Here is a 12,996-nt window from a genome sequence, read left to right on the forward strand (position 1 = left end):
GTTGGCTAACGAGGCACCCGCGCCAGCAGTGCCTCCTTGAGCCAGCGCCCCGCCTGCCCGAGCGGGCGGGCGCGATGCCACTGCAACTCCAGCTCCAGTTCGGCCTTGGCGATAAAATCCGGGTTGAGCACCACCACCTCCCCCCGCGCCAGCGGCCGATGCAGCAGAAAATCGGGGATCGCCGCCCACCCCAGCCCCAGCTTGACCAGCTCCAGAATGCCGAGATCCCCCTCGACCCACCACACCTGCGCCGAGAGGCGGAAGCGGTGGCGCTCCGTGCCCTCCCGCCGTCCCGTCACCATCAGCTGGCGGGCCCCTTGCAGATCGCTCTCTCGCAGCGGCGTTCTGTGGGCCAGTGGATGATCCGGGGAGACCACCAGCGGCATGCCGACGGATCCCAGCGAACGTGAGGCTATCTCCCGCTCCGGCTGTTCCTTCTGGTAGCTGATGCCAAGCTGGGCCCGACCGCTTTTGAGCAGCTCGGTCACATCCTCCATCAGGGGAAACAGCAGCTCCAGTTCAACGCCCGGGTAACGGGTGGCGAACTCTTCCAACAGAGAGCCGAGCCAGGGCAGGTGGGAATCATCGTCGATGGCCAGGGTGAGCCGCGACTCTATGCCTGCGGCCAGCTCCCCGGCAATCGCCTGCAATCGCTCGCTTTGGGCCAGCAAGATGCTGGCTTCCTGGTGGATCCGGGTGCCCGCCTCCGTCAGCACGGGATAGCGGGCCGAGCGATCAAACAGCGCCAGCCCAAGATCTATCTCCAGGTTGGCGATGGCGGTGCTGACCACGGACTGCGACTTGCCCAGCTTGCGGGCCGCCGCCGAGAAGGAACCCGTCTCTGCCGCCGCCAGCAGCGCCTTGAGTTGTTCCAGCGAGGGGTTCATCCAGTTGCTCCTGTCATGACCTGATTGCACACCAATCCATCTGTTTTAACGATAGATACTAACGTGAACCTATCAGAAATTCGCGATAAATTGGCCACCATCGACACTCAGACACAGATAGATAGAGAGACAGACCATGCGTAATACCCGTGACCGCCTGCGCCACGCCATTGGCTTTGAACTGATTGGTCTGCTGATCGCGGCCCCCCTGGCAAGCTGGATCACTGGCGTAGGACTCCACCATATGGGACCGCTGGCATTGTTCTTCTCGGTGCTCGCCACCGTCTGGAACTACGTCTACAACATCGGGGTCGACAAGCTGTTGCTGAAGTATCAGGGCCATACCCACAAGACCCTGTGGCAGCGGGTGCTGCACACCTTCGGCTTTGAGGGCGGTCTGCTGATCGTCGCGCTGCCGGTCATGTCCTGGTGGCTGAGCGTCAGTATGCTGGAGGCGCTGGTGCTGGATCTGGGCTTCGTGCTGTTTTACCTGGTCTACGCCTTCATCTACAACTGGAGCTATGACAAGGTGTTCCCGATACCGGGTCAGGTGCAGCAGAACACACTGGGTTAAGCGACAGGAAAACAGGGCAGGGACAACGAGGCACCATCATGCGACTGGCATGATGGTGCTGGAGGAGGGCAAGCCAGTCGGGCCTGCCGCAGCGCTCAGGCTTGCGCCTTCAGCGCTTCGGTCGGGACATCTGCCTCGGCCGACTCCTGGGTCAGCATGGCCTCAAGGTCGCTCTGGTACTGGTTCAGCAGGCGCTGGGCAGCCACCATGTCACCCTTGTGCAGACGCTCGAACAGATGGTGTTGCACCACGCCGTTGAGATACTCCACCGTGACGGGTTGCTCCAGGGCAGCCAGCAGCTCCTCTTTTTCCAGTTCGGCATTGATTTCATCGGCACTGGTACGCAGCAGACCGGCCAGTTGCACCAACATACGGCGCTCACCTTCGCGCAACAGGCTCAACATGCGGTTTCTCTGCTGCTCATTCTGTTGGGTCATACATTTCCTTACGTCGAATGGGAACAAGCCCGCTCATTCTGCCCTGTCCGTTTGACAGCGTCTATCTCATGCCCCCCACTTATTTTCATGTCGAGCCGATAAAGGCCGTCAGATGCTATTTGCCCCGTCGCTAGGTATAGTAGCCACTGGTTTACGGGCGCCTGACCGCCCCGCACAGACGAGAAATTTCACCATGACAGATGCCATTCTGGTGCTGTGCACCTGCCCGGATGAGGCCAGTGCCGACCTCATCAGCGAACACCTGCTGAACCAGCGGCTGGCGGCCTGCATCAATCAGCTGCCCGGTCTCACCTCCGTCTATCGCTGGCAGGGGAAGATAGAACGGGCACGGGAGATCCAGCTCATCATCAAGTCGCGGGCCTCCCTGTTCGAACTCTTGCGCCTATGCATCCTCAGCCATCACCCCTATGAGGTGCCGGAGATCCTGGCACTCCCGACAAGCCAGGGCCATCAGCCCTATCTCGACTGGTTAACACAGGAAACCTCATGACACTGTCTCGCCTGCTCTCCCCCCTGCTTGTGCTCTCTGCTCTGCTGCTGTCCACGCTGAGTGCGACGCCGGTTCAGGCCGGCAGTGACAGTCTGCTGAGCGCCCTCGGCATCGAGGCCAACGCCCAGCCCAAGTTTCTGAAAGCCGACGACGCCTTCGTCCTCGAGAGTGAACAGCAGGGCAACCAGTTGCTGCTGACCCTGCGCATCGCCGATGACTACTACCTCTACCGCCACAGCTTCCGCTTCCAGGGCGAGAACCTCGCCTTCAGCGAACCCGTCTTGCCCGCAGGGACCGAGCATCAGGATGACTTCTTCGGCAAGACCCGGGTCTACTACCGGGAAGTGCAGATCCCCGTCACCCTGACCGAGGCGGGCCAGCAGGCCAGCCTCACCGTCAGCTATCAGGGCTGCACCGACGGTCTCTGCTACCCGCCCACCGACAAGCAGATTGCGGTGCAGCCCCTTGTGGCCAGCACCCACGATGTCGCGCAGACCAGCATGGATGAAGCCGCCAGCCCCCCTGCCAGCAGCCAGCAGGATCAGCTGGCCGCCGCCCTCGGCAGCCAGGGATTCTGGCTCAGCATCGCCGTCTTCTTCGCGCTGGGGCTGGGGCTCGCCTTCACCCCCTGCGTCTTCCCCATGTACCCCATACTGACCGGCATCATAGCCGGGGCGGGTCATCGTCTCTCCACCCGCCGCGCCTTCCTGCTCTCCTTCGTCTATGTGCAAGGGATGGCGGTGACCTATACCCTGCTCGGACTGGTGGTAGCGTCGGCGGGCTTGAAATTCCAGGCGGCGCTGCAGCACCCCTATGTGCTGATCGGGCTCTCCGTCATGTTCGTGGTGCTGGCACTCTCCATGTTCGGGCTCTACACCCTGCAACTGCCGAGCAGCCTGCAAACCCGGCTGTCCGGCCTCTCCAACCGCCAGCAGGGTGGCTCGCTACCCGGGGTCGGCATCATGGGGATGATCTCCGGCCTGGTCTGCTCCCCTTGCACCACGGCGCCGCTCTCGGGGGCGCTGATCTACGTGGCCCAGAGCGGCGATCTCTGGCTCGGCGGTGCGGCTCTCTATGCCCTTTCGCTGGGGATGGGGCTGCCGCTGCTGCTGCTCGGCACCTCGGGCGGCAAGCTGCTGCCCAAGGCCGGCGCCTGGATGGATATGATCAAGCAACTCTTTGGCTTTGCGCTGCTGGCGGTGCCCATACTGCTGCTGTCACGGCTGTGGAGCGATCAGATGGCCGCCCTGGTATGGCTGGGCTGGGGACTGGTACTGTGCGGCTATCTCTATCACCACAACCAGCATCAGAGTCACTCCGTGGGTCGCAGCCTGCGCGGCTTCGTACTCTTGCTAGTGATGATCAGTGCCGTGGTGGTGGGCAAGGACCTGCTACTGCCCGAACCCGGCGTCAAGGCCACCTCCGAGGCCCAGGCGCCCCAGTTTATCCGTATCAAGACCCAGGATGATCTCAAGGTGCAGCTGGCCGCCGCCCGCGGCAAGCCGGTGCTGCTGGACCTCTATGCCGACTGGTGCGTTGCCTGCAAGGAGTTCGAACACAAGACCTTTAGCGACCCGGCAGTGCGCGAGCGCTTCGGCCAGATGGTGCTGCTGCAGGCGGACGTCACCGCCAATGACGATGCCGATGTGGAACTGCTCAACGGCCTCAACGTGCTGGGGCTGCCGACCCTGATCTTCTTCGATCGCGCCGGCAACGAAGTGAGCGGCCAGCGGGTGACGGGCTTTATGGGGCCCACCGAGTTTTTGGGTCAGCTCGACAAGTTGCGCTGAAAACAGCTGGCCCGGCCTCACGCCCGAGCCCAACGGTTAACCGCTGATTTTTCTGGCAATCCCTTGTATATGATCGGCAGCGTGGCAAAATTTGCCCCTTCCCGTCTCATTCGTCCGGAGTTTTGATGAAAAAGTGGTTCATCCCCCTGCTGGCCCTCTGGCTATCTGGTTGTTACGCAGGTCCCGGTGAAGAGGCGATCCAGACCCAGGTGACAGCCAAACTCCAGTCTGACACAGACGACTATCTGTTCGAGATCAGTGACTTTGCCATTCTCGGCAAAGAAGAGCGGATGGAGGGGGTCTATCTGATCAAGGTGAGCTACCAGCTCCATTTCAAGCAAGGGCTGGATCAGTTGCGGGTGCAGCACGACGAGGACCTGGTCTATGACAGGGTCGGCCCCTTCCAGCAGGAGATGGGACTGATGGAGCTGGAGCGCAAGTACGGCGAGTTCGACGCGGGCCAGGTACTGCCCCAGCAGACCGACGTCTGGATGATGAAAACCGAACTGGGCTGGCGCCTGGCTGAGCCCGCTCACTAAACACCTATCCACCGACCAAGGCAGCGTCTCTTAAGCTGTTTTTCTCGCCCCTTACAGCAGATCCTTCATCCGGTGCCATAACATCCCCAGTGCCAACAGCGGGGAGCGCAGCGCCGGGCCGCCCGGGAAAGTCATGTGGGGCACGCTGGCAAAGAGATCGAAACCCCGGCTCTCCCCCTTGATCGCCTCTGCCACCAGCTTGCCCGCCATGTGGGTGGCGTTGAGACCGTGACCAGAATAGGCCTGGGCGTAGAGCACGTTGGGATAGTCCTTCAAGCGGCCAATCTGCGGCAGCCGATTAGCGCCGATCCCTATCATGCCGCCCCATTGAAACTCAATGGCGGTACCGGCCAGCTCGGGGAAGACCCGCAGCAGCTTGGGCAACATGAACGCCTTGATATCCTTGGGATCCCTTCCTGAGTAGTTGCAGGCACCGCCAAACAGCAGGCGCCCGTCGGCAGAGAGACGATAGTAGTCGAGCGCCACATTTTGATCGCATACCGCCATGTTTTGCGGCAGCAGACGTTGGCGCAGCCGTTTTTCCAGCACTTCAGTGGCGAGAATATAGGAACCGGCTGGCAGCACCCGGCCCCCCAGTTCGGGATTGAGGTCATTGAGGTAGGCGTTGCAACCGATAACCAGATAATCGGCAGTGACCCGACCGTGAGCTGTGGTCACCTCGACCCGTTTGCCATAGTCGATATGGGCCACTCTGGAGTGTTCAAACAGGGAGACCCCGAGGCTGGCAGCGGCACGCGCCTCACCCAGCGCCAGATTGAGGGGATGCAGGTGGCCAGAGCCCATGTCGATCATGCCGCCGATATAGCGATCAGACCCGACCACTGTGTGGATCTCCTCCCGTGGCACCAGCGTGATCTCGTGCTGATAGCCAAGGCCGGCCAAATGCGCCGCCTCCTCTTCAAACCCGGCCAGATGACGCTGGCGGGTAGCCAGATCGCAGTAGCCCCAGGTGAGGTCGCAGTCGATGTTGAAGTGCTCGATGCGCTCTCGCACCAGCTGTACCGCCTCCAGCCCCATCAGATCCAGCTCGCGCACCCCCTGCTCGCCGATCCAGCGGGCAAACTGGCCGGTGTCGTGGCCTATGCCACGAATGAGCTGACCGCCGTTGCGGCCAGACGCCCCCCAGCCGATGCGGTTCGCCTCCAGCAGGGCCACCTTGTAGCCCGCCTGTGCCAGGTTGATAGCGGTGTTGAGGCCGGTGAAACCACCACCTATGATGCAGACGTCGGCATTGAGCTCACCGCTGAGCTCGGGCCACTGTTGATTGTCGTTGCGGGTGGCCGCGTAATAGGAGGCCACGTGTTCCTGATGTCCGTTGTGCTTTCCTGTCTGCATACTCAGCATCCTGCCTTGGTAGCCCGACCTGCCCTCGATAATACCCAGCCCCCTACCCCCAATCTAGCCTCCGTGGATCACAGAAATGGAAAAGGCGTACCAAAGGACACCATTTACTGCATTCTCGGTTTGAGGCAGGCCATCGAGAGACCCATTCCCCCAGATACAACAGACACAGGAAAGGAGGTATCTGCTGCAATCAGGCCCCTTACAAACACGAAAGGCGCCCCGAGGGGCGCCTTTGCAAGCAATCAAGATACGGTAACGAATTACAGTACGTTGATGGCGTTCAGGTCGGAGAAGGCTTTCTCCAGACGAGCGATCATGGAAGTCTGACCTTCACGCAGCCATACGCGCGGATCGTAGAACTTCTTGTTCGGCTTGTCAGCGCCTTCCGGGTTGCCCAGCTGGCCTTGCAGGTAAGCTTCGTTCTTCTGGTAGAACTTCAGCACGCCTTCCCAGGTTGCCCACTGGGTGTCGGTATCGATGTTCATCTTCACGACGCCGTAGGAGATGGACTCACGGATCTCTTCCAGAGTGGAGCCTGAACCACCGTGGAATACGAAGTCCAGAGACTTGGCAGGCAGACCAAACTTCTCGGAAACGTGCTTCTGGGAAGCGTCCAGGATGGACGGGGTCAGCTTGACGTTACCCGGCTTGTATACACCGTGTACGTTACCGAAGGAGGCAGCGATGGTGAAACGCGGGCTGATCTTGGACAGACGCTCGTAAGCGTAAGCAACATCTTCCGGCTGGGTGTACAGGGAAGATTGATCCAGGTGGCTGTTGTCCACGCCATCTTCTTCGCCACCGGTGCAACCCAGTTCCAGCTCCAGAGTCATGTTCATCTTGGCCATGCGGGTCAGGTACTCGCAGCAGATGTCGATGTTCTCTTCCAGAGACTCTTCGGACAGATCCAGCATGTGGGAGGAGAACAGCGGCTTGCCGGTTTCAGCAAAGTGCTTCTCGCCCGCTTCCAGCAGACCGTCGATCCACGGCAGCAGCTTCTTGGCAGCGTGGTCGGTGTGCAGGATCACCGGAATACCATAGGCTTCGGCAACGGCGTGAACGTGCTTGGCACCGGAGATGGCACCGATGATGGCAGCCTTATGACCTTCCATCTTCAGACCCTTGCCGGCGGTGAATACGGCACCACCGTTGGAGAACTGAACGATAACCGGCGCCTTGACCTTGGCGGCAGCTTCCAGCACGGCGTTAACGGAGTCGGTACCAACGCAGTTGACGGCCGGCAGAGCGAAGCCGTTCTCTTTGGCGATGGCGAATACTTTCTGAACGTCATCACCAGTGATCACGCCGGGTTTTACGAAGTCGAAAATTTTCTTAGACATGTTTAATCGTCCTGTTCTCGTATGCCGTTAATAAAAAATGGGGGGTTCATCATGAACCGGCACAGCGGCCACATGATAAACGAAACGGGAGGCTTTTGCCCCCCGTCTCGGGTCAATTAGGCTTTGGCGCGCTGTTCAAGCATCGCAACAGCCGGCAGTACCTTGCCTTCTACAAACTCCAGGAAGGCGCCGCCGCCAGTGGAGATGTAGGAGACTTTGTCGGCGATGCCGAACTTGTCGATGGCGGCCAGGGTGTCACCACCGCCAGCGATGGAGAAAGCCGGAGAAGCAGCGATGGCTTCGGCAATCACCTTGGTGCCTGCGGAGAACTGGTCGAACTCGAACACACCAACCGGGCCATTCCACAAAATGGTCTTGGCGTTCATGATGATGTCGGCCAGGGCCTTGGCAGAGTCAGGGCCGATGTCGAAGATCATGTCGCCGTCGGTCACGTCGGAGACGGACTTGATGGTGGCCGGAGTAGACTCGGAGAACTCGGTACCCACGACCACGTCGGTGGTGACCGGAATGTTGGTCTCGGCGGCCAGTTTCTTGGCGGTGTCGAGCAGGTCGTGTTCACACAGGGACTTGCCGACGTTGTGACCGGCAGCAGCGATGAAGGTGTTGGCGATGCCACCACCGACCACCAGCTGGTCTGCGATCTTGGAGAGGGACTCCAGCACGGTCAGCTTGGTGGAGACCTTGGAGCCGCCAACGATGGCAACCATCGGACGCTCGGGCTTGAGCATGGCTTTGCCCAAGGCTTCCAGCTCACCGGCCAGCAGCGGACCAGCACAGGCGATCGGGGCAAATTGAGCCACACCGTAGGTAGAACCTTCGGCGCGGTGAGCAGTACCGAATGCATCCATTACAAAGACGTCACACAGGGCGGCGTATTTTTTGGCCAGCTCTTCGGTGTTCTTCTTCTCGCCTTTGTTGAAACGGCAGTTTTCCAGCACAACCAGCTCACCGGCAGCGACGTCTACGCCATCCAGGTAATCCTTGGCCAGGCGGACCGGGCAGGACAGTGCGTCTTTCAGATAGTTGACTACCGGAGCCAGGGAGAACTCTTCGTTGTATTCACCCTCGGTCGGACGACCCAGGTGGGAGGTGATCATCAGCTTGGCGCCCTTTTCCAGAGCCAGCTTGATGGTCGGCAGCGTCGCCACGATACGTGCGTCGGAAGTGACCTTGCCGTCTTTTACCGGCACGTTCAGGTCAGCACGGATCAGCACGCGTTTACCAGCCAGATCCAGGTCGGTCATCTTGATAACAGACATATTCAGTCCTCTATATTTTCAGGTAATGTTAAAAACAGTAACCTTGTGCCCGGTGCAGGCTCTCAGCCTGCGGCCATCATGGCCCGGGTGGTATCCAGCATACGGTTGGCGAAGCCCCATTCGTTATCGCACCACATCAACATCTTGACGAGGTTGGCATCGCTCACCCGGGTCTGGGTACCATCAATGATGCAGGAGTGCGCATCATGATTAAAGTCTACGGAGACCAATGGCTCTTCCGTGTAATCCAGAATACCGCTTAATGTACCTCTGGATGCCCGTTGCAGAGCTTGATTTACGTCAGTAACCGTCACTTTTTTACGAACAGTAATACTGAGATCCATTGCCGTTACGTTGATGGTCGGCACCCGCACCGCGATCGCCTCGAACTTGCCGGCGAAGTGGGGGAGGATTCGCTCCAACCCCTTTGCCAGCTTGGTGTCAACCGGGATGATGGACTGGCTGGCAGCACGGGTTCGACGCAAGTCACTGTGGTAGGCATCGATGACTTGCTGATCATGCATGGCCGAATGAATTGTCGTAATAGTACCACAATTTATCTCGAACTCTCGATGCAATGTTTCTATGACGGGCACCACGCAGTTGGTGGTACAGGAGGCGTTGGAGACGATCCGCTCCCGCCCCGTCAGCACCTGATGGTTCACCCCGTAGACGATGGTCGCATCCACATCCGCATCCGCCGGATGGGAGAAAAGCACCTTGCCCGCCCCCGCCGCCAGATGGCGTTCGGCATCGGCCCGCGAGCCAAATACCCCGGTGCAGTCCAGTACCACATCCACCCCCAACGCCCGCCACGGCAGGCTGGCCGGATCCCGCTCGGCAAACAGGGGGATGAGATCCTCCCCCACCAGCATGCTGCTGCCAGCCAGCTGCACTGGATACCGGAAGCGGCCGTGGCTGGTATCGAAACGGGTGAGGTGCACCATGGCTTCGGGCGCCGCCAGTTCGTTGATGGCAACGATCTTGATGGTCTTGTCGCGCCCGCTTTCATAGAGGGCTCGCAACACGTTGCGGCCAATCCGCCCGTAACCATTGATGGCAATCTTGATCATGGAAAAAGTGTGTCCTTAGCGACGGCAAAGAGGACCGATGGATGGCTCACGACAGCAGAGCATCCTGGAATACGCCACGGGCCAGCAGGGCAGCCCCGAATACCCCGGCGCTATCCCCCAGGGCTGGAGCAATAATGGGGGTGGCGAAGCGGGGATTAAAGAGGAAGGGCAAAATTGTCTGCCGCCCGGCGCTGTAAAGGCTCTGCACGTTGCCGACCCCGCCGCCGATGACGATGACATCCGGATCCAGAATGTTGACCACATTGGCCAGCGCCTGACCAAACAGCAGGTGCAGTCGATCTAGGGTGAGCCTGGCCACATGATCGTGGGCGCTGGCCGCCGCAATCTGGGCCAGCGACAGATGACGCTTGGCCTTGGCCTGATACCAGGCCTCCAGCGCGGGGCCGCTGATGAAGGACTCGACGCAACCGCGCTTGCCGCAATAGCACTCGGGCCCATCGGGGGAGAGCACATTGTGGCCCCACTCACCGGCGATGCCGTGGTGGCCATTGAGGATCTGGCCGTTGATGACGATGCCGGAACCGACCCCGGTGCCCATGATGATGCCGAACACCACGCGTGCAGAGGGATGGTGCTGGCGCACAGCCCCGAGATGGGTCTCCGCCAGGGCGAAGCAGTTGGCGTCGTTGGCAATCAGCACAGGCACACCCAGTTTAAGCTCCAGATCTTCCTTGAACGGCTTGCCGTTGAGCTCTGTGGTGTTGCAGTTCTTCATCAGGCCGGTCTGGGGATCCCGTGCCCCCGGGGTGCCCATGCCCAGCACGGTCGGCCGCTGACCCAGCCTGGTGGCGCACTCGTCCACCAGTTTGGCGATCTGGCCGATCATGTGCTGATAGCCCCCCTGGCGCTCGGTGGGGATGCGATGGCGCAGCAGCACCTCGTCGCCATCCAGCACCACGCATTCACACTTGGTACCACCGAGATCTATGCCCCAATCCAGTGATTTTTTGCTCATCTTGCCTCCTGCCATGACCAAGGATGCTGCCGCGAGGACGCTCGCTGTCCGCCTCACCTGCGACCGCTCATCTTGCTCTTCATTTACCCGCGAGTGTGGCGCAGTGTAACCCGAGCCGGGGCCGGGATGCAGCCCCAAACCACGGCAGGCCGGATAACAAAACGGGGCCCGCAGGCCCCGTTCTCATTGTGCTTTTTACCGGTCTCAGCGACCGTGGTACTGAGCCGACAGCTCGTGCACCGCATTGACGAACACGCCTGCGTGCTCCGGGTTCACATCCTGATGGATGCCGTGACCCAGGTTGAAGACGTGGCCGTTGCCGCTGCCAAAGCCCGCCAGTATGGTAGCGACCTCTTCGCGGATACGCGCTGGCGCGGCGTAGAGCATGGAAGGATCCATGTTGCCCTGCAGTGCCACCTTGTCACCGACCCGGCGCTTGGCGTCTGCTATGTCTATGGTCCAGTCCAGCCCCAGCGCATCGCAACCGGTGGCGGCGATCTGCTCCAGCCACTGGCCGCCGTTCTTGGTGAACAGGGTCACCGGCACGCGGCGCCCCTCATTTTCACGGATCAGGCCATCGACGATCTTGTGCATGTACTGCAGGGAGAAATCGCGGTAATCCCGTGGGGTCAGCACGCCCCCCCAGGTGTCGAACACCATGACCGACTGGGCACCCGCCTTGATCTGGGCATTGAGATAGGCGATGACGCTGTCGGCCAGCTTGTCCAGCAGCAAGTGCAGTGTCTGCGGCTCGGCATACATCATCTGCTTGATCTTGGTGAAGGCCTTGGAGCTGCCCCCCTCCACCATGTAGGTGGCCAGGGTCCAGGGACTGCCGGAGAAGCCGATGAGCGGCACCTCGCCCTTCAGCTCGCGGCGTATGGTGCGCACCGCATTCATCACGTAGCCCAGCTCGTCTTCCGGATCCGGAATGGGCAGCGCCTGCACATCGGCCATGGATTTGATGGGACGCTCGAAGCGCGGGCCTTCGCCGTGTTCGAAGTAGAGGCCCAGCCCCATGGCATCGGGCACGGTCAGGATGTCGGAGAAGAGAATAGCGGCATCGAGCGGATAGCGGCGCAGCGGCTGCAGAGTGACTTCACAGGCCAGTTCGGCGTTGCGGCACAGGGACATGAAGTCCCCCGCGACGGCGCGGGTCGCCTTGTATTCCGGCAGATAACGGCCAGCCTGGCGCATCATCCATACCGGGGTCATGTCCACTTCCTGGCGCAGCAGGGCACGCAGGTATCGATCGTTCTTCAGCTCTTTCATCCCAGTTCCTGAGTTCATATCACGCATAAAATGGCGGATATGATACCACTTTGTGCGTGACGCGGGGCGGCCCAAACGCCCGCCATGGCGGTTCGAGTGCAAAGATGTGAAGGGGCGCAAACAAGCGCCCTGTTTTTTTATCGCCGTCAGTGCGCTTCGCTCAGACTCTGCTCGATGAGCCGCCGCGCTATGGTGCCGTGCGGGGGCAGCCGTGGCAGCCGGTCTGCCTCAAAGAAATCGGCGGCCACCAACTCCTCATCCTGCACCCGGATCTCGCCGCTCTCATAGTCGGCGGTGAAGCCCATCATCAGGTTGTGGGGGAAGGGCCAGGGCTGGCTCGCCACGTAGCGCACGTTGTGCACCCGGATGCCACTCTCCTCAAACACCTCCCGCGCCACACACTGTTCCAGGTTCTCACCCGCCTCCACGAAGCCGGCCAGCACGGTATACATGGGGTCATCCGCCTGATAGTGACGGCGATGGGCCGCCAGCAGGATCGCCGGCCCCTTGCGCACCGCCACTATGATGCAGGGGGAGATGCGCGGGTAGACGACGTGACCATGCTGGCACATCTGCGCCCACTCCCCCATCTTCGGGGTCATGGGGGCACCGCACTCGCCGCAGAAGCGATGGCTGCGGCGGAAGGTGGCCAGCTGCCAGGCTCGGCCCCCAAGACGAAAGCCCTCTTCATCGCCGGCCACCATCAGTTGGCGCAGCGGCATGAGCCGACTGGTGTCGGCCTCGGCACCCAGCGCCAGCAGATAGCAGGGCAAACCGCCCCACTCATCAAAATGCTCAAAGGTGGCGCGTTGCAGATGGGCGGGCAGGCTGGCGCGAGGGCCTTGTGGAATGCGCCCCTGTTCATCCAGCAGGACGAGGTGATCGCCCCCCAGCACGAACCAGCGGGCCTGTTCGGTTAATGGCATCAGATGAACACTCTTGTTGCGATGTC

General features: G+C 60.8%; 13 protein-coding genes. 4 read left to right on the forward strand and 9 right to left on the reverse strand.

The features are described from left to right. Positions 1-5: 5 nt before the first annotated feature. The gene (locus WJM78_RS19400) at positions 6-887 is read right to left on the reverse strand and encodes a LysR family transcriptional regulator (protein ID WP_339011131.1); all 882 of its coding nucleotides are present in this window, start codon (positions 885-887) and stop codon (positions 6-8) included. 136 nt (positions 888-1,023) lie between these two features. Here WJM78_RS19400 and WJM78_RS19405 point away from each other — a divergent pair, with 136 nt between their 5' ends. Further along, on the forward strand, positions 1,024-1,461 hold the full coding sequence (locus WJM78_RS19405) for a PACE efflux transporter (RefSeq protein ID WP_339011133.1): 438 nt from the start codon (positions 1,024-1,026) through the stop codon (positions 1,459-1,461). 95 nt (positions 1,462-1,556) lie between these two features. Here WJM78_RS19405 and WJM78_RS19410 read toward each other — a convergent pair whose 3' ends face one another. Further along, positions 1,557-1,898, reverse strand: a complete 342-nt coding sequence (locus WJM78_RS19410) for a hypothetical protein (protein ID WP_181364635.1) — start codon at positions 1,896-1,898, stop codon at positions 1,557-1,559. A 193-nt stretch (positions 1,899-2,091) separates the two neighbouring features. On the opposite strand from WJM78_RS19410, the gene cutA reads away from it, so the two are divergent. The 3 genes from cutA (at position 2,092) to WJM78_RS19425 (ending at position 4,738) form a co-directional block, all read left to right on the forward strand. Next, positions 2,092-2,409: a divalent-cation tolerance protein CutA gene (gene cutA / locus WJM78_RS19415; RefSeq protein ID WP_042033792.1), complete on the forward strand. Its 318-nt coding sequence runs from the start codon at positions 2,092-2,094 to the stop codon at positions 2,407-2,409. Further along, positions 2,406-4,199 carry a protein-disulfide reductase DsbD gene (locus WJM78_RS19420; RefSeq protein ID WP_339011136.1) on the forward strand — a complete coding sequence of 598 codons (1,794 nt, stop codon included), beginning with the start codon at positions 2,406-2,408 and terminating at the stop codon, positions 4,197-4,199. Before cutA ends, WJM78_RS19420 begins: the two co-directional genes overlap by 4 nt. Before the next feature lie 125 nt (positions 4,200-4,324). After that, a complete protein-coding gene (locus tag WJM78_RS19425) occupies positions 4,325-4,738 on the forward strand; it encodes a hypothetical protein (protein WP_275929732.1) in 414 nt (137 codons plus the stop codon). A gap of 51 nt (positions 4,739-4,789) precedes the next feature. Here the strand turns inward: WJM78_RS19425 and WJM78_RS19430 are convergent, their stop codons facing one another. The 7 genes from WJM78_RS19430 to nudC all read right to left on the reverse strand — a co-directional run bounded on the left by WJM78_RS19430 (position 4,790) and on the right by nudC (position 12,970). After that, positions 4,790-6,094: an FAD-binding oxidoreductase gene (locus WJM78_RS19430; protein WP_339011139.1), complete on the reverse strand. Its 1,305-nt coding sequence runs from the start codon at positions 6,092-6,094 to the stop codon at positions 4,790-4,792. Between the two features lie 269 nt (positions 6,095-6,363). Then, the gene (gene fbaA, locus WJM78_RS19435) at positions 6,364-7,443 is read right to left on the reverse strand and encodes a class II fructose-bisphosphate aldolase (RefSeq protein WP_339011141.1); all 1,080 of its coding nucleotides are present in this window, start codon (positions 7,441-7,443) and stop codon (positions 6,364-6,366) included. Between the two features lie 116 nt (positions 7,444-7,559). Then, positions 7,560-8,723, reverse strand: coding sequence for a phosphoglycerate kinase (locus WJM78_RS19440; protein ID WP_005318809.1), 1,164 nt, complete (start codon positions 8,721-8,723; stop codon positions 7,560-7,562). Between the two features lie 62 nt (positions 8,724-8,785). Then, positions 8,786-9,796 carry an erythrose-4-phosphate dehydrogenase gene (gene epd / locus WJM78_RS19445; protein WP_042033797.1) on the reverse strand — a complete coding sequence of 337 codons (1,011 nt, stop codon included), beginning with the start codon at positions 9,794-9,796 and terminating at the stop codon, positions 8,786-8,788. A gap of 46 nt (positions 9,797-9,842) precedes the next feature. Continuing rightward, a complete protein-coding gene (locus tag WJM78_RS19450) occupies positions 9,843-10,772 on the reverse strand; it encodes an ROK family protein (protein ID WP_108535855.1) in 930 nt (309 codons plus the stop codon). Between the two features lie 204 nt (positions 10,773-10,976). Beyond that, positions 10,977-12,044: a uroporphyrinogen decarboxylase gene (gene hemE, locus WJM78_RS19455; RefSeq protein WP_339011145.1), complete on the reverse strand. Its 1,068-nt coding sequence runs from the start codon at positions 12,042-12,044 to the stop codon at positions 10,977-10,979. A gap of 146 nt (positions 12,045-12,190) precedes the next feature. Next, a complete protein-coding gene (nudC, locus tag WJM78_RS19460) occupies positions 12,191-12,970 on the reverse strand; it encodes an NAD(+) diphosphatase (protein WP_339011147.1) in 780 nt (259 codons plus the stop codon). Between the last annotated feature and the right edge of the window lie 26 nt (positions 12,971-12,996).

The sequence above is a fragment of the Aeromonas popoffii genome (genome assembly GCF_037818705.1).
In the GTDB taxonomy this organism is placed as follows: domain Bacteria; phylum Pseudomonadota; class Gammaproteobacteria; order Enterobacterales; family Aeromonadaceae; genus Aeromonas; species Aeromonas popoffii.

What these genes read in the sequence shown, in the direction of transcription:
- WJM78_RS19400 (WP_339011131.1), bottom strand. Translation starts at nt 887, where the DNA reads ATGAACCCCTCGCTGGAACAACTCAAGGCGCTGCTGGCGGCGGCAGAG.
- WJM78_RS19405 (WP_339011133.1), top strand. Translation starts at nt 1,024, where the DNA reads ATGCGTAATACCCGTGACCGCCTGCGCCACGCCATTGGCTTTGAACTG.
- WJM78_RS19410 (WP_181364635.1), bottom strand. Translation starts at nt 1,898, where the DNA reads ATGACCCAACAGAATGAGCAGCAGAGAAACCGCATGTTGAGCCTGTTG.
- cutA (WP_042033792.1), top strand. Translation starts at nt 2,092, where the DNA reads ATGACAGATGCCATTCTGGTGCTGTGCACCTGCCCGGATGAGGCCAGT.
- WJM78_RS19420 (WP_339011136.1), top strand. Translation starts at nt 2,406, where the DNA reads ATGACACTGTCTCGCCTGCTCTCCCCCCTGCTTGTGCTCTCTGCTCTG.
- WJM78_RS19425 (WP_275929732.1), top strand. Translation starts at nt 4,325, where the DNA reads ATGAAAAAGTGGTTCATCCCCCTGCTGGCCCTCTGGCTATCTGGTTGT.
- WJM78_RS19430 (WP_339011139.1), bottom strand. Translation starts at nt 6,094, where the DNA reads ATGCAGACAGGAAAGCACAACGGACATCAGGAACACGTGGCCTCCTAT.
- fbaA (WP_339011141.1), bottom strand. Translation starts at nt 7,443, where the DNA reads ATGTCTAAGAAAATTTTCGACTTCGTAAAACCCGGCGTGATCACTGGT.
- WJM78_RS19440 (WP_005318809.1), bottom strand. Translation starts at nt 8,723, where the DNA reads ATGTCTGTTATCAAGATGACCGACCTGGATCTGGCTGGTAAACGCGTG.
- epd (WP_042033797.1), bottom strand. Translation starts at nt 9,796, where the DNA reads ATGATCAAGATTGCCATCAATGGTTACGGGCGGATTGGCCGCAACGTG.
- WJM78_RS19450 (WP_108535855.1), bottom strand. Translation starts at nt 10,772, where the DNA reads ATGAGCAAAAAATCACTGGATTGGGGCATAGATCTCGGTGGTACCAAG.
- hemE (WP_339011145.1), bottom strand. Translation starts at nt 12,044, where the DNA reads ATGAAAGAGCTGAAGAACGATCGATACCTGCGTGCCCTGCTGCGCCAG.
- nudC (WP_339011147.1), bottom strand. Translation starts at nt 12,970, where the DNA reads ATGCCATTAACCGAACAGGCCCGCTGGTTCGTGCTGGGGGGCGATCAC.